This window comes from Riemerella anatipestifer (assembly GCF_009670965.2).
GTDB lineage: Bacteria > Bacteroidota > Bacteroidia > Flavobacteriales > Weeksellaceae > Riemerella > Riemerella anatipestifer_B.
The window spans coordinates 1,977,428-1,999,382 of the sequence record NZ_CP073239.1; the positions used below are offsets into that span (position 1 = coordinate 1,977,428).

The window sequence follows — 21,955 nt, forward strand, 5'->3', positions numbered from 1 at the left end:
CCTAATGCAGAGCAATTGCCAATTTAAGCAAAATTGTTGAAATATAAAGTCTTTCATTTAACTATAAAAGGAGGCTTTTGCCTCCTTTATACAGTTTTTTTAGATATTCTAAACAGTTTTTATTTGATAATTCTATCCAATACCCATTCTATCATATTTTTTTCTGAAGCGTGGTGGTCTGCAGAAAATTCACCTCTACGGCGATTAGCAATTACACAGTTTACGGTAAGAGCCTTATGACCAAGTAGTTTTGATAGACCATAGATAGCGGAAGTTTCCATCTCAAAGTTAGAAACACCTAAATCGTTAAGGGTTTCTAAGAAGTTTTCATCTACGGCTTTAAGCCTTAGCTGTCTTCCTTGTGGGGCATAGAATCCAGGGAAAGTAGCGGTGTTTCCGTGGTATTTAGCATCTTTGTAATAATCAGAAATATCTTCTGCCCAGTCTGAAAAATAAAGCATTGATTTTATTTTCTTATAAGGGAACTTTTCTAAAAAATTTCTAGAAAATTCATTTTCAAACTGATAGTCTTGGTAGAAATGTAATAAACCATCAAGCCCCACCACATTTTGAGTTACTAGCATATTATCTACCTCTATATCAGGGTTTACACTACCACAAGTCCCTAAACGGAATAACTGTAACGCAGTATGCTCTGATTTGAATTCTTTATTCTTTAAATCAATATTTACCAAAGCATCTAACTCATTCATTACGATGTCTATATTCTCAGTACCGATACCTGATGACATTACCGTAATTCTTTCCCCTCTAAGTGTTCCTGTGTGTGTATAGAATTCTCTTTTGTTCTTTTTGATTTCTATTTTATCAAAATACTTAGAAACCTTAGGAACACGGTCTGGGTCTCCTACCAAAATTATTTTTTCTGCAATATCCTCTGGAAGCAAATTAAGGTGATACACACTTCCGTCTTCATTAAGCACCAGTTCTGATGCAGCTAACTTATTAAGCATAATTATATATTTTTTATTTTTTATCCTCCTACTCGTTTGGTTTTATATCCCATCTCTTTAAGAATATCCATTATCTTATCTCTATTATCGCCTTGTATAATGATAACACCGTCTTTTTCGGAACCGCCTATTCCTAAAGTTGTTTTAATTTTTTTAGAAATTTGTTTTAGTTCATCATCATTACCTTCAAAGCCTTCAATCAGAGTTGCAGGCTTACCATTTCTCCCTTTTTTTTCATATTTACAGATAAGAGGCTCTTTTTGAATAGAAGTTTCTGTCTCCTCTTCAATTTCAAAGTCTTGCTCTATATGGTCAGGAAAAAGGTTTTTTAGTTGGTCTCTTAAATCCATGTTCCAAAGGTAGTAATTTGTTCTTAATTCTGATGCTATTTTGGAAGTGATTTTTTGCAGTTCTTCATAAAGAAAAAATCCAAACCTAGTTACTAAGTTTGGATTTTTGTATATAAAACAGTTAATGTCTATCGTGCGATATTAACGGCTCTAGTTTCTCTAATCACCGTGATTTTTACTTGACCTGGATAAGTCAGTTCATTTTGAATTTTCTCTGAAATATCATAAGAAAGTTGAGCAGCTACGCTATCATTTACTTTAGCACTTTCTACCATTACTCTAAGCTCTCTACCCGCTTGAATAGCGTAAGCACTAGACACTCCTTCAAAACTTAATGCTGCTGCTTCTAAATCTTTTAATCTTTGGATATAAGACTCTAGTACTTGTCTTCTCGCTCCAGGTCTTGCACCTGAAATTCCGTCTGCTACTTGGATAATAGGAGAGAGAAGGGAAGTCATTTCTATTTCGTCGTGGTGTGCACCTATGGCATTTACAACTTCTGGATTTTCTCCAAATTTTTCAGCCCACTGCATACCTAATAAAGCGTGAGGAAGCTCAGACTCTTGTTCTGGAACTTTACCTATATCGTGTAATAAACCAGCTCTCTTAGCTAATTTTACATTAAGACCTAGCTCTGCAGCCATAGTTGCTGCTATATTGGCCACCTCACGAGAGTGTTGTAATAAGTTCTGCCCATAAGAAGAACGGTACTTCATTCTACCCACTATTTTTACGAGCTCTGGGTGTAAACCGTGTATTCCTAAATCTATAATAGTTCTTTTACCAACTTCTATAATTTCTTCTTCTATTTGCTTTCTTGTTTTTTCTACAATTTCCTCAATTCTTGCAGGGTGAATTCTGCCATCTGTAACTAACCTATGTAGAGATAGTCTTGCAATTTCTCTTCTCACAGGGTCAAAACAAGATAAAAGGATAGCCTCTGGTGTATCATCTACTATAATTTCTACACCTGTAGCTGCTTCTAAAGCACGGATATTTCTACCTTCTCTACCAATAATTCTACCTTTAACATCATCGGATTCTATATTAAATACAGATACCGAATTTTCTATAGCTTGTTCTGTTCCTATTCTTTGGATAGTTTGGATAACTATCTTTTTAGCTTCGTTCTTTGCATTAAGTTGAGCTTCCTCCATTATGTTCTGAACATAAGATTGTGCTTTAGTTTTAGCTTCTGATTTCATGGTTTCTACCAATTCCTCTTTAGCCTCTTCAGCAGAGTAGCCTGAAACTTTCTCTAAAAGTTCTACTTTTTTGGCAATAGCAACGCTAAGCTCTTCTTGCTTCTTCTCTAGTTGTTCTTCCTTTCTAGAAAGGTCGCTAAGTTTCTTGTCTAAGTCTTTTTCTAATTTACCTACTTTGCTTAGTTCGTCATTTAGTTTTTGCTCTTTATCTCTCGCTCTTTTTTCAACCTCCTGCATTTTCTTTTCTCTCTGTTGTATGTGAGCATCATGTTCTGTTTTGAGCTCTAAAAAGCGTTCTTTAGCTTGTATGTTTTTTTCTTGCTTTATACTTTCAGCTTTTACTTTAGCCTTTTCTATTAAATTCTCTGCGTTTTTCTTGGCATCTTCCACAATGAATTTTGCCTTAGAATTCAACGAGCTTTTAGCAAAAGCGAATCCTATAGCGGCTCCCACTATAAGACTACCGAGTATACTGATGATTAAAACTACTGTATCCATTTATATATATTTATTAATTTTTAACTTTTTTCCATAAAAAAACCTACAACCATTCTGTAAGATTAAAAGAGTAAACTCCTAATCAACACGATTCAGGTTAAGTCTTACTATCTGTAATCCGTGATAAAACGGCACGCCATCTAGCAAGCATTTACCCAGTATTAGTTTAGCGTTGAGTTTACCTTAATTAGTGTTAGAACAGTTGCAGGCAAAATTTCACACAATAAAAGGAAAGAAATTTATCGTATCCTAATTATTGTTTCTATTTACTCGTCCAATAATTGATTGAGGTTGCTCAATCTCTTTTGGACACTTTCTATATTATTCTCTCCATTTTGTTTGGCGACTTCTGCATTAGTACCTAGTTTTAACGCACACATTGCCAAAACATCTTGTTTATCTTGAACATTAAAATTAGTTTCAAACTCCTTAATCATCGTCTCTATTTGTTTTCCTACCTTACGGAGTGTTTCTTCTTCGTCGGCAGGTACATTAAGTGGGTATCTTCTACCAGCTATATTGATATTGATTCTACGCACTTCCATTACAAGCCTTTATTTTGAAGTTGTGCAATACAGGCATCTATTTCCTTAATAAGCCTATTGATGTGGTTTTTCATCAATCTATTATGGTTGGGATTACCCGATATTGCAGAAACTAACTTTATTTCTTTATATTTTTCCAACAATTCCTGATGAGCTTTTTTTTCTGCATCTAATTTCCTCTTCGTTTCATTATGACTATCCAAAAGAGCCGAATAATCATCTTTAAGTTTTTGATAATCACTTCTCAAGCGGATTACCTTTTGTTCAACTTCTGAAAAATGATTTTCTATCTCTCTTAGCATATCCTCAGGATGTGTTCTAACCTTGACACAAAAGTATAAAAAAAACTTCGCCTACTAAAAGGATTTTTCAACTTTTTTAAACACTACTCAGTTATAGTATTTATGCATTCTAGTATTTAAAGTGTTTAATATTTTGATTGTTTGAGGTTTATATCGAACTGTAAAAAATACTTTTGTTTAAAATTTTTCTTTTAAAATAGGTTTGCTTAAATTTGTGGGTTATTGTTTTTTACATTAAAAATAGAGGCTTATTTATGAGTGAAGCATTACAACAGGTTAATTATTCCGAAGATAACATTAGAACTCTCGATTGGCAAGAGCATATTAGGCTTCGTCCAGGTATGTATATTGGGAAGTTGGGAGATGGTTCATCGGCTGATGATGGTATCTATATTTTATTAAAGGAAATTCTGGATAACTCCATAGATGAGTTCAGAATGAAAGCTGGTAAAAGGATAGAAATCAAGCTAGATGATAGAAAAGTCCAAATCCGAGATTATGGAAGGGGAATCCCTTTGGGGAAAGTGGTAGACGCTGTTTCCAAAATGAATACTGGGGGGAAATATGACAGTAAGGCATTTAAAAAATCGGTGGGACTTAACGGAGTAGGTACCAAGGCAGTTAATGCTTTATCCGAATATTTCAGGGTAAAATCGGTTCGAGATAATAAAACTAAAGTGGCTGAATTTTGCAGAGGTAATATCACAGAGAATTTTCCAGAAGAAGACTCTAGTGATAGAAACGGAACTGAAATTACCTTTATTCCAGACGCTGAAATATTTTTGAATTATAAATTCAGAAAAGAGTATATAGAGCGTATGCTCAGAAACTACGCTTATCTAAACCCAGGTCTTAAAATCATTTTTAATGGAGATACTTATTTCTCCGAAAATGGACTGAAAGATTTATTGGAGGAAGAAATGGAAAGCCAAACGCTTTATCCAATTGTACATCTTAAAGGTGATGATATAGAAGTGGCCATTACTCACTCGGATAAGTCTCAAACGGAAACTTACTTTTCGTTTGTTAATGGGCAAAATACTACACAAGGTGGAACGCACCTCAATGCCTTTAGAGAAGCTTATGTAAAAACAATACGAGAATTTTTTAATAAAAACTTTGATGCTTCGGACATTAGAAAGTCTATTATTGCCGCGATTTCTATAAATGTAGAAGAGCCTGTTTTTGAATCTCAAACCAAAACCAAGTTAGGTTCTAATGATATTGGTCCACAAGGTCCTACCGTAAGAACCTTTGTAATAGATTTTCTTAAGACCAAACTAGATAATTTTCTACATAAAAACCCAGAGGTTGCCGAAGCGATTCATAAGAAAATTTTGGTTTCTGAAAGGGAAAGAAAAGAGCTTTCTGGAATACAAAAACTCGCTAGAGAAAGAGCTAAAAAGGTATCTTTACATAATAAAAAACTAAGAGATTGTAGGCAACACTACAACGAGCAAAAAGCCGATAGAAAATCAGAAACTCAGATTTTTATAACGGAGGGAGATTCTGCATCAGGGTCTATCACCAAGTCTAGAGATGTGGAAACTCAAGCCGTGTTTTCTCTCAAAGGGAAACCTCTTAACTGCTACGGACTTACCAAGAAAGTAGTGTACGAAAACGAGGAGTTCAACCTTTTACAAGCCGCACTTAATATAGAGGAAAGTTTAGAAGATTTAAGATACAATCAAGTCATTATTGCCACTGATGCCGATGTGGACGGTATGCACATTAGATTATTGATGATAACTTTCTTTCTTCAGTTTTTCCCTGATTTAATTAAAAATGGACATTTGTATATCTTACAAACACCATTGTTTAGGGTAAGGAATAAGAAAGAAACTCGTTATTGCTATACCGAAGAAGAGCGTATAAAAGCACTGAATGAACTTGGTAAAAATCCTGAAATCACTAGATTTAAAGGTCTTGGAGAAATTTCTCCAGAGGAATTTAAACACTTTATAGGGAAAGACATTAGACTTGAACCTGTGGTGATAGGTAAAGACCAAACTATAGACCAAATTCTAGAATTTTACATGGGTAAAAATACACCTGATAGACAGCAGTTTATTCTAGAAAATTTAGTTGTAGAAGAAGTTATAGAAGGAGAATAAATTTGTGTATTAAAAAATTATGAGATTAAGTAATAAGGTAAGAACTCCCTATTATCAGTTTATATTTACTTTGGCAAATATAACGCTATTGGTAGGTTTAATTTTCTTTATACTACAAAATAAAGTAGCAAAGCTATTTACTATACCTATTGATATTGGTATTATAGCTTTTGCCATTTTTCTATATCTCATTTTTTATATCAGGGGAAGACAAATTTTTGAGTACGATAGTGATGGCGAAGCCCTTAATTTTCAAAATAGAAATATCATTGATTCTCTAGGCAAAAACGCAAAAGATGAATTTCCAAAGTATAAATTAGATTCTTACGAAATAGTTGATGTTTTCCTGTTTAGAAGATTATATATAAGACTAAAAAATAAGAAAGGAAGTTTAACCGTACTTAAATACGATATTTCTTACCTTAACAGTAAAGAGATAAAAGATTTAAAGCTGTCGCTTAACAGAACCATAAAATCAAATCAAGAAAACTCTAACAATAGAGATATAAATTAGTAATGGAAGAACAATATCAGAAAGGAGAAACACTGAAAAAAGTTTCAGGATTATATAAAGATTGGTTTTTAGATTACGCATCTTATGTGATATTAGACCGTGCCATTCCTTCTATTTTTGATGGTTTCAAACCTGTACAAAGGAGGATTATGCACTCTATGAAAGAGTTAGAAGACGGTCGATACAACAAGGTTGCCAACATCGTGGGGAATACCATGAAATATCACCCTCACGGTGATGCTTCCATTACAGATGCCATGGTTCAGATTGGTCAAAAAGAACTTCTTATAGACACACAAGGTAACTGGGGGAATGTCTATACTGGCGACTCCGCTGCTGCTGCTAGATATATAGAGGCGAGATTAACGCCATTTGCATTGGAAGTTGTATTCAACCCAAAAACAACCCATTGGGTAAAATCTTATGACGGTAGAAATAATGAACCTATAGATTTACCTGTTAAGTTTCCGTTACTTCTCGCTCAAGGTGTGGAGGGTATTGGAGTGGGGCTTTCTACTAAAGTGATGCCACATAACTTTAATGAATTGATAGAAGCCTCTATTGCATACCTTAAAGGAAAGAAATTCCAGCTTTATCCAGACTTTATGACGGGTGGTATGCTAGATGTTAGCAACTATAATGATGGCGAAAGAGGTGGAAGATTAAGGGCTAGAGCTAGGATTATCCAAAAAGATAAGCATACTTTATGCATTACTGAGCTTCCGTTTTCCAAAACGACTAGCGACTTGATTGATAGTATCATCAAAGCTAACGAGAAAGGGAAGATTAAAATCAAAAAGATAGAAGATAATACTTCTGACCAGGTAGAAATCAACATTCATCTTAATAATGATGTTTCGCCTGATAAGATGATAGATGCGTTGTATGCATTTACAGATTGTGAGATTTCCATTTCGCCCAACGCTTGTGTTATCGTAGGCGATAAGCCAATGTTTTTGAGTGTTTCGGAGATTTTAAAAAGAAATACCGACCACACCGTTTCTCTTCTAAAAAGAGAACTAGAAATAGAGCTTGGAGAGTTGGAAGACAAGTGGCATTTTGCCTCTCTAGAAAGAATCTTTATTGAAAACGAAATTTACCAAGAGATTAAAGGCAAAGACTCTAAAGAAGCGGTTTACGAAGCCATTAACTTAGCACTTCAACCTTTCACTAAAAACTTAATGAGAGAAGTGGTTACCGAGGATATTATTCGTCTTACAGAGCTTCCATTTATGCGTATTTCTAGATATGATAGAGATAAAGCATTAGAAAATATTGCCGCTCTTGAAGGTAAAATGGAGGAAGTTAAGCATCATTTAGCTCATTTGGTAGAGTATGCCATCAATTATTTCCTTAATATCAAAAAGAAATTTGGTAAGGATAAAGAACGCCGAACAGAACTTAGAGTTTTTGATACTATTGATGCCACAAAGGTAGCCGTAGCTAACGAAAAATTCTATGTTAATAGGGCAGAGGGCTTTATAGGGACATCACTCCGAAAAGATGAGTATGTGTTTGATTGTTCCGATATAGACGATATTATTACCTTCAGAAAAGATGGGGTAATGCAAGTAACTAAGGTAGAGCCTAAAACTTTTGTGGGTAAAGATATTATACACACAGGTGTTTGGAAGAAAAATGATAAACGCACCGTTTATAATATGATTTACCGAGAGGGTAAAACAGGACCTTATTATATGAAAAGGTTTTCTGTAACCTCCATTACAAGAAATACCGAATATCCTTTAGCTTCGGAAGCTAAAGGTTCAGAAGTGCTTTATTTCTCTGCCAATCCTAATGGTGAAGCAGAAGTGGTAACAGTTCTTTTGAAGCCTAATGCTAGAATACGAAAAAATAAGATAGAGATAGACTTTTCAGATTTAGCCATTAAGGGTAGAAATTCTAGAGGAAATCTAGTCACCAAATATGCTGTAAAAAAGGTAGATTTAAAGGAAGAAGGCGTTTCTACATTAGCACCTAGGAAGATATGGTTTGATGAAACGGTAAGAAGGCTTAATGCAGATGCAAGAGGTACATTATTAGGCAGCTTCAAAGGAGATGATAAAATACTTACCATCAATACTAAAGGTGAGGCTAAACTAATGACTTTTGATTTGATGAATCGTTTTGATGATGAGTATCTAGTGCTTGAAAAATGGAGACCAGACCAACCTATTACATGCATCTATTATGATGGCGAAAAAGAAATTTATTTCATTAAGAGATTCTTGCTAGATAATACACTTAATTCTCAAGGGTTTATGCCTAGTGAACACCCAAAATCCTTTATTGAATTTGTGGGCGTTCAAGACGGTTGTACTGCAGAAATTATCTTCGGAAAAGACAAAACAGGCAAAGAAAAAGACCCTGAAACTGTAGATATAGACGAGTTTATTGCAGTTAAAGGGATTAAAGCAATGGGGAATCAGTTTGTTAAGGAAAAGGTGAAGTCCATCAATATTACCATTCCAGAAAGAGAGGAGGAAGAAGAACCTGAAATGGAAGAAAAAGAGCAATCCAATGATTCTGACGATATACCAGAAGAAGGTATTATAGGAGATTTATTTGGAGGTTAGAGGTATATAAATTTTTTATGTTGGTTTTAAAGTAGAAATATATGGTTTACGATTTAGAAAAAGAAAATAAAGAGATTTTGGCAAGGTATAAGGATTTAATTTCCAATACTTACAGAACTCTCAACGAAGAGCAAAATAAGCTCATTCGTAAAGCTTTTGATATAGCACTAGATGCACACAAAGATCAGAGGCGAAAAACAGGTGAGCCATATATCTACCACCCGATCGCTGTAGCAAAAATAGTTGCCGAAGAGATAGGTTTGGGAGCAACTTCCATTGCTTGTGCTTTATTGCACGATGTTATAGAAGATAGTGACTATACCTACGAAGACATCAAAAAAATATTCGGAGAGAAAATAGCCAGTATTGTTAATGGATTAACGAAAATTTCGGTGATGAACAACCAGAATATTTCTATACAATCCGAGAACTACCGAAAGTTGTTACTTACATTATCCGAAGATTTTAGGGTTATTTTGGTTAAAATTGCAGACCGCTTACATAATATGAGGACGCTGGATAGTATGCGTCCAGACAAACAGAAAAAAATAGCTTCCGAAACGGTTTACATTTATGCTCCATTAGCTCATAGGCTAGGGCTTTATAATATTAAATCAGAATTAGAAGATTTATCTTTAAAATATAATAATCCTGAGGTTTATACAGAAATTACCAGCAAACTAGATTTAGCCAAAGAGCAAAGAGAAGGCTATCTAGAGGAATTTAAAAATGAAGTTTCTGAATACCTTTCTAAAGAAGAATTAGATTTCAAAATAAAAGGAAGAACCAAAGCTATTAGCTCCATTTATAGAAAAATGTTGAAGCAAAATGTGGGCTTTGAAGAGGTTTATGATAACTACGCTATTAGGATTATTTACAAATCTGACCTTAAAAATGAGAAGTTTTTAGCGTGGAAAATCTATTCCATTGTTACAGACCTTTATAAGAGTAACCCTCAGAGAATGCGAGATTGGATTTCTGCTCCTCGTTCCACTGGATATGAAAGTCTTCACCTCACGGTATTAGGTCCTGACAACAAGTGGATAGAAGTGCAGATTCGTTCTGAAAGAATGGACGAAATTGCTGAAAAAGGGGTAGCAGCTCATTATAAATATAAGGAAGGGTTCAGACGAAATAGTGATGATACCAATTTTGAGCAATGGGTAACTCAGATTAGGGAGGTTCTTGAAAATCAAGAAATGATGTCAACCTCCGAACTGCTAGATGATATTAAACTCAATCTTTATTCTAAAGAAGTTTTTGTCTTCACTCCAAAAGGCGAGGTTACTATTTTACCTAAAAATGCTACCGCATTAGACTTTGCGTTTTCTGTGCATACAGATTTGGGTATGAAATGTTTAGGAGCTAAAATCAATGGGAAATTAGTTCCAATCAGTTATGTACTAAAAAATGGAGACCAAATAGAAATTCTATCTTCTAACAATCAAAGACCTAAACAAGACTGGCTGGATTTTGTAGTAACTTCTAAAGCTAAATCAAAGATTAAGAATGCTTTAAATATAGAAAGAAATCAGCGTGTTGCAGAAGGAAAGGAAATTCTACAAAGAAAACTGAAAAGTGCAAAAATTGCATTTAGTGAGGAGGAAGTTAATAATCTACAAAAGTATTTCGCACTCAAGACTTCACAAGAGCTATTTCTTAAATTTCATGATGGTAGCCTAGATATCGGTGATTTAAAAAGATATTCAGAAAGAAAGAGTATTTTCTCTTCGCTTCTTCAAAAATTCCGAAAAATCCCAATCAAATCTCAAAATATAAAAGAGGAAAATCCTTATCAAAACCTCGATTTAATTGTTTTTGGTAAAGATGAAGAAAAACTCAACCATACTTTTGCCAAATGTTGTACGGTAGTGCCAGGAGATAAAATATTTGGTTTTTTAACCATTTCAGATGGTATTAAAGTGCATAATGATAATTGTCCAAACGCTGTAAATCTACGAGCTAACTATGATTATCGTGTTTTAACTGCAAAATGGGTAAATGCTGAGAGCTTTAGTAACCGCGTTAAAATACAAGTAGAAGGCTTAGATAGAATGGGAATGATAAATGATATTACCAAAATTATTACTAATGCGATGAGTATTGACATGAGGAGCTTTAGTATCGAGTCTACCGATGGGATTTTTACAGGGCAAATAAGCCTAGAAGTTAAAAGCAAGGACCAACTAGAGGAAACTATTAAACATCTTAGAAGGATAGAGGGAGTCACTAGTGTAAAAAGAATCTAATTTTTTAATTTGATAAAAAATAAATATTTTATGGAACAACCTAAAATTCATTTAACTCCAGCAGATAAGTATATTGTAAGACCAGTAAATAAGTTTATTAGTAAATCCACAACGGGTGGTATAGTGTTATTTATTGCGGCTTTAATTGCGATATTTTTTGCTAATTCTGAATGGAGTGAAGAGTACAATCATTTTTGGCATCAGCATATAGTAATTAGTCTAGGCGAATTTTCTTTAGACCTATCATTACACCATTGGATAAATGATGGGCTTATGGCCATATTTTTCTTTGTGGTAGGGTTAGAACTTAAAAGAGAATTGACTAACGGTGAGTTGGCTTCTCCTAAAAAAGCAATGCTCCCAATTATAGCAGCTATTGGAGGTATGCTTTTCCCTGCTCTTATTTATACTTTCTTTAATAATGGTACAGATGCAGCACACGGTTGGGGAATTCCTATGGCAACGGATATTGCCTTCGCACTTGGCGTAATGTACCTATTGGGAAACAAAGTCCCTTTGCCACTGAAGGTATTTTTAACAGCTTTGGCTATTGTGGATGATTTAGGAGCAGTTTTAGTAATAGCTATATTTTATACTAATGAATTACATATGGGATACCTAAGCCTAGGGCTTGGTATTTTTGCACTGATGCTATTTTCTAACAAAATAGGTATTAAAAGTATCATTCATTACGCTATATTAGGGATAGGTGGTGTTTGGCTTTGCTTTTTAATGTCTGGAGTACACGCTACTATTGCAGCCGTTTTAGCGGCTTTTGCCATTCCTGCTAACGCTAGAGTTAATGAAAGCTATTTTGTATATAAAATGAGAGAACTCAGAGACAAATTCCTAAGTATAGATCCTGATGAAAAGCACGAAGATTTAACTGATGAACAAATTCGTGTAGTGGAGGATATGCATGATTTAACAAAAGAAACCATACCTCCTTCTCAGCGTTTGGAACATGGTATGCATAGCTTTGTGAGTTTTATTGTGATGCCTATTTTCGCATTATGTAATGCGGCTATTCCTATCTCTTTTGATAATGGATTGAGTTTGGTTACCATCGGAGTTATTTTAGGGTTATTACTCGGAAAAGTCTTAGGTATATTTGGATTATTAGGTGCTTTGATAAAACTGAAAATAGTTAAAAAAACAGAAGGTTTGTCTATGAAAAACCTGTTAGGAGTCGCTTTTTTAGCTTCTATAGGATTTACGATGTCTTTATTTATCACAGAATTAGCCTTCGATACTAAACTACACCCAGAATATGTTCCAGAAGCTAAAATGGGGATTATTATAGCTTCTCTCATAGGAGGGATTGCAGGTTATCTTATTCTAAGCACTAATAAGGAAGAGAAAAAAGGAGGAGAAAATATTTAGAGTTTTCTTATCAATATCATAATAAAAATAAGCGGAAAATATTATTTTTCCGCTTATTTAATGATACTAGTAAACTTATATTATTGTTTCTTGTTTACTTCTAATTTTAACTCCTGTGTATTGGGATTGTATTTGAATAATCCAAAGTAAGAGGGGCAACAGTGAGCATCTCCTTCAACTTCAATTGTAACCTCTCCATTTATGGTTCCATCGAATGATTCAAAAAAAGTTAAGAGATTATTTACCGAAGGAATATTTTTTTCTGCCAATTGGTTGATTATTTTTCCTTCTATTCTCTCTGTCAGTTTTACATCTTGATAATATTCTCCATCATTTGAAAATATTAACACAGAATGATCTGATGATAAATGGTTACTACCATTACAAGGATCCCCTATTCTCATGCTGACAAATGCATCCTCTATACCATCTTTATTAAAATCTTTTTTGAAAATTTTTATTTCATCTGAAATTCCATATGCTTTATCTGGATTTTCTTTTCTCCATTTCATGAAATCGTCATAACAAGGAGGACCTAACTCTCCTGTTAAAACTAATCCCTTCTTCCACTTTTCAATTTCATTATCTAATGATAGCTTTTTCTGTTGAGTAGTACAGCTCAGAAAAGTAGTTGAGCAGATAACTAAAGTTAAAATTGTTTTTTTCATTTATCAAAAATTTTAGAGTTAAATATTCAAATTACATATAATAATTAAATTGAAAAATATAAATAAACAATCATTATATAAACTTCATAAACACACACCTTTTCATTTCTTTCAAAAATCTACCACAAAAATGGGGACAGAATAAAGAATAACCCTAATAAATTGTTTATATCAAACTAATATTAGTTTATAACATCTTCAGGTTATTTACCTCAAGTTCGGTAAGGATACGCCAATGTCCTCTTTTGATATTTTTCTTGGTAAGCCCTGCAAACATCACTCTATCTAATGCCTCAACTTCGTAGCCTAACCTTTGGAATATCCTTCTAATCACTCTATTCCAACCGATATGGATTTCTATCCCAATTTCATTTTTAGGTTTACCGTCTATATAAGAAATGCTATCCACCTCTGCAACACCTTCTTCCAATCTAATCCCTTTGGCTATAGTCGCCATATCTTCGCCTGTAAGCTTTCTGTCTAAGGTAACATGGTAAATTTTCTTTATATTGAAAGATGGGTGAGTAAGTTTCTTGGTAAGATGTCCATCATTAGTGAGTAGAATAACGCCCGTTGTTTGCCTATCTAAACGCCCCACAGGGAAAATTCTATAGGGAGAAGCATTCGCTGTTAAATCCATTACGGTTTTTCTAGCTTTCTCATCTTTTGTGGTAGAGATGTAGCCTTTAGGTTTGTTGAGAAGTACATACACGGGCTTTTCAGGTGTAATGCTCTGTCCATCGAAAACCACTTTATCTGTTTTTTGTACTTGATAACCTAGTTCGGTTACTACTTTACCATTGATTTCAACTAAACCTTGCTGTATCAATTCGTCAGCCTCTCGTCTGCTACAAATCCCTGAATTAGCAATGTATTTATTAAGTCTGATGGTATCTTTAGGCTGTTGTACAAGTTTATTTATTCTTCTTTTTTGGACAAAAGCTCTGGCTCTGTCGGCTTCTTTATCATCAAATCTTCTTCCGCCTCTACGGTCTCCTTTTACATATTTATCTCTAGAATCAAAATCTCTACCTCCTAATTTTGAGCCACGAGAGTTCTCAGTATTCCCTCTTTTTTGATTTGTTCTTGATTTTCCTGAAAAATTTTTGCGTTCTCTGCTCATACTTGTAACTAATTATGTTTTGCAAAGATACAATTTTTTAGAGGTTATTAGAGGCTACTTATAAAATTAGATGTTTGTGTGAGATACTTGGATAGACTTTTTATCACTAAATTCCACTAAAGTTTGTAACACTTTTGATAATAGAGCTACTTATATAAGAAAAATTATTATGAACTTGAAAATTTCAAATTTAACCAAAGCTTATAGCAATGGAGTGAAAGCCCTTAACGGAGTTAATTTAGAAATAGGGAACGGAATGTTTGGACTATTAGGTCCCAATGGGGCAGGTAAGTCATCTCTAATGAGAACTATTGCTACTTTACAAATGCCCGATGAAGGCGAAATTTATTTTGGTAACATCAATGTTTTAGAGGACAAAATGGCATTGAGGAAGGTGCTGGGCTATCTTCCGCAAGAGTTTGGAGTCTATCCAAATATGTCGGCTCAAAGTTTATTAGATTATTTCGCTCGTTTAAAAGGAATTACAAACGCTTCTGAAAGAGAAACTATGATTAAAGAAGTGCTACAAATTACCAACTTGTACGATGTGAAAGATAAAAGTGTGAGTGGATATTCTGGCGGTATGAAACAAAGATTTGGTATTGCTCAACTATTACTCAATAATCCTCAACTGATTATAGTAGATGAACCTACGGCAGGGCTAGATCCTTCGGAAAGAAGTCGTTTCCTTAATGTTTTAAGAGAAATAGGCACTAAGCATACCGTTATATTTTCTACCCATATAGTAGATGATGTAAGAGAGCTTTGTAATGATTTAGCAGTGCTTAACGGTGGAAATATACTTTTTAGAGGAACACCTAAGCAAGGGGAAGAAATGTTGAAAGGAAAAGTGTGGAGCCGTATTATCAACCGAGAAAATTATGATGATTTTAATGAAAAATACAACTTGCTTTCCTCTAAATTTAATGAAGATAACACACTCAACATAAGGGTTTATGCTGAACAGCAACCTAATGAAACCTTTGAGGAAGTGAAGCCTATGTTAGAAGATGTTTACTTTGTTTCACTAAAAAACGACCAATAGGCTTATGAAAACGATTTTTATATTTGAACTGAAAAGATGGTTGAAAAATTGGGTATTTTACCTTTATTTACTCATTTTCTTTTCTTTAGGATTTTTAATATCTGCGATAGCGTTGGGCTATTTTGATAGTTTATCTGCTACCACTTCATCTAATAGATTTGTAAACTCTGCTTTGAGCCTTAACGGATTATTAGGGCAACTAGGGACTTTTATCAATTTTATTATCCCCGCAGTAGTAGGTGCAACGGTATATCGAGATTATAAGTACAACTTTCATAGTATATTTTACGCCTATCCGTTCAGTAAATCTAGCTATATTTTAGGTAAGTTTTTAAGTGGAATACTCGTAACAGTACTGATTTCCTTATCAATAGGTGCAGCGTTTTTATTAGCTTCTGTGTTGCCTTTCGCAAACAAAGATTTATTAGCTCCTATTGATTTTTTTGCCTATATACAGCCTTATCTTTTGTTTATTATTCCTAATATATTTGTGATAGGAGCTTTTGTTTTTGCGTTGGTAACTTTAACGAGAAATGAATACATCGGTTTTGTTTTTGTGATAATTCTGATACTGTTTCAGTCGTTTATCTATAATATGACCAATGATGTAGATGATAAATTTTGGGTAAGTTTGCTAGACCCTTATGGTGCTATATCACTAGATTACCTTACAGAATACTGGACGATTGAAGAGCAGAATACACTGTTTATCCCTTTCAAGAGTGCCTTGCTTTACAATAGACTTGTATGGGTTGGTCTAGGGATTTTGGTTTTTGTAGCAACCTATTTTATATTCTCGTTTAACTACACAGTGCCTAGTTTTTTTGGTAAAAAGAAGAAAGCACAAAGGTTTACAAAGAATAATTTTGGAGGAATTATTAAAATCAATTTGCCTAAAGTAAGCTATCATTACGATTTTTGGAACAACTTTAAAACAGCCATAAGTTTATCTAAATTTGAGTTTAAGCTCATTGTGAAGAACAGAATTTTTCTTATTTTCATTACAATACTTATGCTGTTTATTGTATTTTCGGGCTATACCTTAGGGCAAGAGTTATTTGGAACCAGAACTTATCCTGTAACTTGGAAAGTTATAGGTATGGCTAAAGGACTTCTTGAAGTATTTTTGTTGTTAATCATTTATTTATTCGCAGGAATTAGTCTTAATAATGCTTCTAATTTTAGAATTAATCATTTGGTAGATAGTACTCCTGTTCCTAATTGGGTGCTTTTGATGTCTAAAGTTTTAGGACTTATAAAAATGGTGATACTTATTATGCTAGTAAGTATTACTTCAGGAATGCTGATTCAGTCTTATTATGGCTATTTTAAATTTGAAATAGGTCAATACCTTATAACTTTCTTAGGTTTAGAGCTATTGTATTACATTATTGTCATTTTATATGCTGTGTTTATACAAGGATTTTTCAAAAACTATCTTGTTGGTTTTTTTGTAATTATCCTAAGTATGATGTATCCGCTTGTATTTTCTAAAATAGGGTTAGAACACAAATTTTATTATTTTAATAGTTCGGGAGGCGGTTATAGCTATTCTGATATGAATGGTTTTGGAATTTATAGAACTTACCTTTACTATAAGTTGTATTGGTTGTTGTTTTGTGGTGTTCTGTATCTACTCACTTTAGCCTTTTGGAGACGAGGCATTTTCTCTGGAGCTAAAGAGAGAATAAAAATATTCTTTTCAAGAGTAAAACAAACCAATATAGCTATCCCTCTTATCTTGTTTTTGGTTTTATTTTTAGGACTAGGATATGCTTTTTATTATCAAGCCGTAAAGCTAGAACCTTATTATTCTAGGCAAGAAGAAGAAAAGATGCTGATAGATTATGAAAAACAATACAAAAAATACGAAAACTATCCACAACCAAGAATTGTAGATGTTAAAGTAGATATGGCTATTTTTCCTAAAGAAAGAAACTACAAAGCCACCGCAGAATATACTTTGGTTAATAAGACTGAAAAAGCAATAGATAGCCTATTCGTAAACTATCATAACAATCTTAAAGCAATTAATTTTAGTACTGCTGCTAATTTGGTACACAAAGATAGTGTGCAATATTTTGATATTTATAGACTTAAAACGCCATTACAACCAGGAGAATCAATTAAAGTTAATTTTACGGTTCAGAATAAGCCTAACACTTGGCTCAAAGACAGGTCGCCTATATTGGAGAATGGTACTTTTATCAATAATTCTATTTTTCCTAGTTTTGGTTATAATGCTAGTGCAGAGATAAAGGATAATGATATTAGAAAAAAATATCAGCTCCCTGATACCGAAATTATGGCAGACCCTAAAAATCTGAAAGCAAGAGAAAATACCTACATAGCAACAGATTCGGATTGGATAAACTTTGAAGCTACGGTAAGCACTTCAGCAGACCAAATCGCGATTGCTCCAGGCTATCTTCAAAAAGAATGGACGGAAAATGGCAGACGCTATTTCTACTATAAAATGAACCAAAAAATGCTCAATTTCTATGCCTTTAATTCGGGGAGATATGAAGTTAAGAAGGAAAAGTATAACGGAATTAATTACGAAATCTACTATCATAAAGGGCACGAATACAACCTTGATAGAATGATGGAAGCAATGAAAAAATCCATTAAATACTATTCTGAAAACTTTAGTCCTTATCAGCATAAACAAGCGAGGATTATAGAGTTTCCTAAAACCGAAGGTACTTTTGCGCAAGCATTTGCCAACACGATGCCTTTCTCCGAGGGTATAGGTTTTATAGCGATGGTGGATTTAGATAATCCTAATTCTGTGGACTATCCATTCTCTGTGGTTTCTCACGAAATGGCACATCAGTGGTGGGCTCATCAAGTTATAGGAGCTAATACTAAAGGTTCCACACTTTTATCTGAATCTTTATCAGAGTACAGTTCTTTAAAAGTATTAGAAAAAGAATACGGTAAATACCAGATGAGAAAGTTTTTGAAAGAGGCTTTAGATAAATATCTACAAGGGAGAACTTTTGAATGGAAGGAAGAAAATCCTTTAATGTACGTAGAAAATCAGCAGTACATACACTATAACAAGGGAGCTCTAGTACTTTATGCTATGAGCGATTATTTAGGAGAGAGAAAATTCAATAATATACTGAAATCGTTTGTTGAAAAAACAGCATTTCAAGAAGCTCCTTATACTACTTCTATAGAATTTGTAGAACATTTAAAAGCCAATACACCACCTCATTTACAGTACCTTATCCGTGATATGTTTGAAACCATTACACTTTACGATAATAGGGTAGAAGATGTTAAGGTAACACCATTGTCTAATGGTAAATATCAAGTGGATATTAAGTTTTTAGTATCTAAGTATCAAACCAATCCGAAAGGAGATGCTATTTATAAAGATGCTAAAGGTAAAGGCTTAGAAGCTCAAATTAGAAAAAGTAAGGTAAAATCGTTACCTCTGGCTGATTATATTGAAATAGGTGTTTTTGCAGAACCTATCAAGAAGAACGGTCATCAGTATGAAAATGAAATTTATAACAAAAAATATTTCATTAACAAGATAGACAATCATATTAGGATTGTTGTAGATAAAAAACCTTACGAAGTGGGAGTGGATTCCTATAATAAACTCATTGATAGAATTTCCGAAGATAATAGGAAAAGGGTTAAATAATAAGTTTAATAAAATAAAAATAGGAGGTTTTTAAGCCTCCTATTTTGTTATTAAGTATTTTGAATATAATGGATTATATTCTATCAATAATTTGATTAAGTGTTACCGAAGGACGCATTGCAGCGTAAGTTTTATCTTCGTTTGGACGATAGTAGCCTTCAATATCTTGAGCTTTACCTTGAGAAGCTATGAGCTCTTCATTGATTTTCGCTTCGTTTTCTTGCATTTCTTTAGCAATAGGTTGGAAAAGAGCAGACAGCTCTGAATCTTGAGTTTGTGCAGCTAAAGCTTCTGCCCAATATAGCGCTAAATAGAAATGAGAACCTCTATTATCTATACTTCCTATTTTTCTAGCTGGAGATTTATCATTAGCTAAAAACTTAGCATTAGCTTCATCTAGTGCATCTGCCAATACTTGAGCCTTCGTATTATTTTGAGTTTGTGCCAAGTGTTCTAAACTTGCCTGTAGTGCTAAAAATTCTCCTAAAGAATCCCAACGTAAATAGCCTTCTTCTATAAACTGCTCTATATGTTTAGGAGCAGAACCTCCTGCACCTGTCTCAAATAACCCACCGCCATTCATAAGAGGTACAATAGACAACATCTTAGCAGAAGTTCCTAACTCTAGGATAGGGAATAAATCCGTAAGGTAATCTCTAAGAACATTGCCAGATACAGAAATAGTGTCTTTACCTTCTCTAGCTCTTTTAAGCGTTTCAGACATTGCGTCTTTAACATCTAAAATTTTAATATCAAGACCTTCTGTATTATGATTTTTAAGATATTGTTCTACTTTTTTGATAACTTCTCTATCGTGAGCTCTACCTTTATCTAACCAAAATATAGCTGGAGTATCCGATAAACGAGAACGGTTAACCGCTAATTTAACCCAATCTTGTATAGGAGCATCTTTAGTTTGGCACATTCTGAAAATATCTCCAGCCTCTACTTTTTGTTCTAATAAAACTTCGTTATTTTCATTAAGGACTTTTACAGTACCTTTAGCTTCCATTTGGAAAGTCTTATCGTGAGAACCATACTCTTCTGCCTTTTTAGCCATTAGTCCCACATTAGGTACACTACCCATAGTAGTAGGGTCTAACTTTCCATTAGCTTTCATATCATCTATTACAGCTTGATAGAAACCAGCATAAGAACGGTCTGGAATTATGGCTAAAGTATCTTCCTCTTGTCCGTCTTTGTTCCACATTTTACCGCCACCACGAACTAATGCCGCCATAGAAGCATCTACAATAACATCACTAGGAACATGGAAATTGGTAATTCCCTTATCCGAGTTTACCATTGCTACTCTAGAACTTTCGTTTAGAACACGATCTATATCAGCTTTTATATCAGCTTCTTGAGCAATTCCTGCAATTTTATCATAAAGACTTGCTAGTCCATCGTTAGGATTAACATCTAATGATTTGAAGGTCTCCGCATACTTTTCAAACACTTCATGGAAGAATGTTTCAACAATAGCCCCAAAAATAATAGGGTCAGACACCTTCATCATAGTTGCCTTTAAATGAGCAGAAAGCAATACATTTCTACTTTTAGCTTCTTGTATCGCCTCTTTTACAAAAGTTTTTAAGGCGTTGATGTTCATCACAGACGAGTCTATAATCTCTCCTGCTTGAAGAGATGCATAATCTTTTAGTACTTTCTCTGAACCATCATTTCCAAAGAACACAATTTTAAACTTACCATCTTTCTCTACAGTCGTAGAAGTTTCAGTACCGTAGAAATCTCCTTGGTTCATATGAGCCACATCTGTTTTACTATCAGACTTCCATTCACCCATTCTATGAGGATTAGCTTTTGCATAGTTTTTAACAGCCTTAGGAGCTCTTCTGTCAGAATTACCTTCTCTAAGCACAGGGTTTACAGCCGAGCCAAGCACTTTAGCATATTTAGCCTTAATTTCTTTTTCTTCTTCTGTTTTTGGCTCTGCAGGATAATTAGGTACATTAAATCCTTTTTTCTGTAATTCTTCTATAGCCTCGTTAAGCTGAGGTATAGAAGCGGAAATATTAGGCAACTTAATAATGTTAGCTTCTGGTTTTGTAGCTAATTCTCCTAATTGAGACAAAGCATCAGGAATTCTTTGTTCTTCGGTAAGAACTTCTGGAAAGTTAGCCAATATTCTCCCTGATAAAGAAATATCCGGTACTTCTATCTGTATATCTGCTGATTTTGTAAATGCTTTTACAATAGGTAAAAATGAATGAGTGGCTAACATAGGAGCCTCATCTGTAAGGGTGTAGTAAATTTTAGCTGTTGACATTTATTCTGTTTTTTTTATATTATACAACATTTAGTTTCCACAAAAATAATGAAAAAAAGTGTATGATTCTCTAGCTATATAATAATCATTTTTAAATTTATTATATCTAATTATTTAGAATTACTACAAATAACAAAATAATAAATTGTACAATATTAAATTTTAAAATATGACCAATATCATGTTTTTGTATTTTGTAAATTGATTAAACTATTGATTTTAATGAAGTTAAAAATAAATTAGAATTGATATATTTATCTAATTTTGAGATATTATTCATTCGTTTTATTAAGGGGTAATTTTAGTTTTTAAATCTTATTATCAGTATTTTATACTAAGTGACTTGATGTGATATAGAACTCTATTCAATATTAAATTATTATTTCTTAATTTCTACTTTATTATATTTTCAAAAATTATACTATATTTTTATTTTAAGTTCAAAAAAAGTGTTTTAC

At 33.6% G+C, this 21,955-nt stretch carries 15 protein-coding genes; 7 read left to right on the plus strand and 8 right to left on the minus strand.

Annotated features, from left to right (window positions below):
* Positions 1 to 119 precede the first annotated feature (119 nt).
* The 5 genes from D1J36_RS09160 to D1J36_RS09180 form a co-directional block, all read right to left on the minus strand.
* A complete protein-coding gene (locus tag D1J36_RS09160; RefSeq protein WP_154136861.1) occupies positions 120 to 974 on the minus strand; it encodes a nucleoside phosphorylase in 855 nt (284 codons plus the stop codon).
* Positions 975 to 994: 20 nt separating this feature from the next.
* Entirely contained in the window at positions 995 to 1,324 is a 330-nt protein-coding gene (locus D1J36_RS09165; protein ID WP_154136862.1) for a translation initiation factor, read from the minus strand.
* Between the two features lie 128 nt (positions 1,325 to 1,452).
* The gene (rny, locus tag D1J36_RS09170) at positions 1,453 to 3,027 is read right to left on the minus strand and encodes a ribonuclease Y (protein ID WP_004919041.1); all 1,575 of its coding nucleotides are present in this window, start codon (positions 3,025 to 3,027) and stop codon (positions 1,453 to 1,455) included.
* Positions 3,028 to 3,293: 266 nt separating this feature from the next.
* A complete protein-coding gene (locus tag D1J36_RS09175; RefSeq protein ID WP_154136863.1) occupies positions 3,294 to 3,572 on the minus strand; it encodes a cell division protein ZapA in 279 nt (92 codons plus the stop codon).
* The gene (locus D1J36_RS09180) at positions 3,572 to 3,874 is read right to left on the minus strand and encodes a hypothetical protein (RefSeq protein WP_154136864.1); all 303 of its coding nucleotides are present in this window, start codon (positions 3,872 to 3,874) and stop codon (positions 3,572 to 3,574) included. The genes D1J36_RS09175 and D1J36_RS09180 overlap by 1 nt, the downstream gene beginning before the upstream one ends.
* Before the next feature lie 254 nt (positions 3,875 to 4,128).
* Between D1J36_RS09180 and D1J36_RS09185 the strand changes: the two genes are divergently transcribed.
* The 5 genes from D1J36_RS09185 to nhaA are packed head-to-tail and all read left to right on the plus strand — an operon-like array spanning position 4,129 to position 12,710.
* On the plus strand, positions 4,129 to 5,988 hold the full coding sequence (locus D1J36_RS09185) for a DNA topoisomerase IV subunit B (protein WP_154136865.1): 1,860 nt from the start codon (positions 4,129 to 4,131) through the stop codon (positions 5,986 to 5,988).
* A 19-nt stretch (positions 5,989 to 6,007) separates the two neighbouring features.
* Positions 6,008 to 6,502 (plus strand): hypothetical protein, encoded by a 495-nt coding sequence (locus tag D1J36_RS09190; protein WP_154136866.1) that lies wholly within the window; start codon positions 6,008 to 6,010, stop codon positions 6,500 to 6,502.
* Positions 6,503 to 6,504: 2 nt separating this feature from the next.
* Positions 6,505 to 9,078, plus strand: coding sequence for a DNA gyrase/topoisomerase IV subunit A (locus D1J36_RS09195; protein WP_154136867.1), 2,574 nt, complete (start codon positions 6,505 to 6,507; stop codon positions 9,076 to 9,078).
* A gap of 41 nt (positions 9,079 to 9,119) precedes the next feature.
* The gene (locus D1J36_RS09200) at positions 9,120 to 11,327 is read left to right on the plus strand and encodes a RelA/SpoT family protein (RefSeq protein WP_154136868.1); all 2,208 of its coding nucleotides are present in this window, start codon (positions 9,120 to 9,122) and stop codon (positions 11,325 to 11,327) included.
* 30 nt (positions 11,328 to 11,357) lie between these two features.
* Complete coding sequence (nhaA, locus tag D1J36_RS09205) at positions 11,358 to 12,710, plus strand: Na+/H+ antiporter NhaA (protein WP_154136869.1); 1,353 nt, start codon at positions 11,358 to 11,360, stop codon at positions 12,708 to 12,710.
* 80 nt (positions 12,711 to 12,790) lie between these two features.
* Here nhaA and D1J36_RS09210 read toward each other — a convergent pair whose 3' ends face one another.
* Both D1J36_RS09210 and D1J36_RS09215 read right to left on the minus strand, forming a co-directional pair.
* Positions 12,791 to 13,378: a hypothetical protein gene (locus D1J36_RS09210; RefSeq protein ID WP_154136870.1), complete on the minus strand. Its 588-nt coding sequence runs from the start codon at positions 13,376 to 13,378 to the stop codon at positions 12,791 to 12,793.
* A gap of 187 nt (positions 13,379 to 13,565) precedes the next feature.
* Complete coding sequence (locus D1J36_RS09215) at positions 13,566 to 14,501, minus strand: pseudouridine synthase (protein ID WP_064969567.1); 936 nt, start codon at positions 14,499 to 14,501, stop codon at positions 13,566 to 13,568.
* Positions 14,502 to 14,670: 169 nt separating this feature from the next.
* On the opposite strand from D1J36_RS09215, the gene D1J36_RS09220 reads away from it, so the two are divergent.
* Entirely contained in the window at positions 14,671 to 15,546 is an 876-nt protein-coding gene (locus tag D1J36_RS09220) for an ABC transporter ATP-binding protein (protein WP_154136871.1), read from the plus strand.
* A gap of 4 nt (positions 15,547 to 15,550) precedes the next feature.
* On the plus strand, positions 15,551 to 19,207 hold the full coding sequence (locus tag D1J36_RS09225; RefSeq protein ID WP_154136872.1) for an ABC transporter permease/M1 family aminopeptidase: 3,657 nt from the start codon (positions 15,551 to 15,553) through the stop codon (positions 19,205 to 19,207).
* Between the two features lie 73 nt (positions 19,208 to 19,280).
* On the opposite strand, the gene D1J36_RS09230 is transcribed toward D1J36_RS09225, so the two are convergent.
* The gene (locus tag D1J36_RS09230) at positions 19,281 to 21,497 is read right to left on the minus strand and encodes an NADP-dependent isocitrate dehydrogenase (protein ID WP_154136873.1); all 2,217 of its coding nucleotides are present in this window, start codon (positions 21,495 to 21,497) and stop codon (positions 19,281 to 19,283) included.
* Positions 21,498 to 21,955 lie beyond the last annotated feature (458 nt).

Coding starts and splice junctions, on each gene's coding strand:
- D1J36_RS09160 (WP_154136861.1), bottom strand. CDS start 974: ATGCTTAATAAGTTAGCTGCATCAGAACTGGTGCTTAATGAAGACGGA.
- D1J36_RS09165 (WP_154136862.1), bottom strand. CDS start 1,324: ATGGATTTAAGAGACCAACTAAAAAACCTTTTTCCTGACCATATAGAG.
- rny (WP_004919041.1), bottom strand. CDS start 3,027: ATGGATACAGTAGTTTTAATCATCAGTATACTCGGTAGTCTTATAGTG.
- D1J36_RS09175 (WP_154136863.1), bottom strand. CDS start 3,572: ATGGAAGTGCGTAGAATCAATATCAATATAGCTGGTAGAAGATACCCA.
- D1J36_RS09180 (WP_154136864.1), bottom strand. CDS start 3,874: ATGCTAAGAGAGATAGAAAATCATTTTTCAGAAGTTGAACAAAAGGTA.
- D1J36_RS09185 (WP_154136865.1), top strand. CDS start 4,129: ATGAGTGAAGCATTACAACAGGTTAATTATTCCGAAGATAACATTAGA.
- D1J36_RS09190 (WP_154136866.1), top strand. CDS start 6,008: ATGAGATTAAGTAATAAGGTAAGAACTCCCTATTATCAGTTTATATTT.
- D1J36_RS09195 (WP_154136867.1), top strand. CDS start 6,505: ATGGAAGAACAATATCAGAAAGGAGAAACACTGAAAAAAGTTTCAGGA.
- D1J36_RS09200 (WP_154136868.1), top strand. CDS start 9,120: ATGGTTTACGATTTAGAAAAAGAAAATAAAGAGATTTTGGCAAGGTAT.
- nhaA (WP_154136869.1), top strand. CDS start 11,358: ATGGAACAACCTAAAATTCATTTAACTCCAGCAGATAAGTATATTGTA.
- D1J36_RS09210 (WP_154136870.1), bottom strand. CDS start 13,378: ATGAAAAAAACAATTTTAACTTTAGTTATCTGCTCAACTACTTTTCTG.
- D1J36_RS09215 (WP_064969567.1), bottom strand. CDS start 14,501: ATGAGCAGAGAACGCAAAAATTTTTCAGGAAAATCAAGAACAAATCAA.
- D1J36_RS09220 (WP_154136871.1), top strand. CDS start 14,671: ATGAACTTGAAAATTTCAAATTTAACCAAAGCTTATAGCAATGGAGTG.
- D1J36_RS09225 (WP_154136872.1), top strand. CDS start 15,551: ATGAAAACGATTTTTATATTTGAACTGAAAAGATGGTTGAAAAATTGG.
- D1J36_RS09230 (WP_154136873.1), bottom strand. CDS start 21,497: ATGTCAACAGCTAAAATTTACTACACCCTTACAGATGAGGCTCCTATG.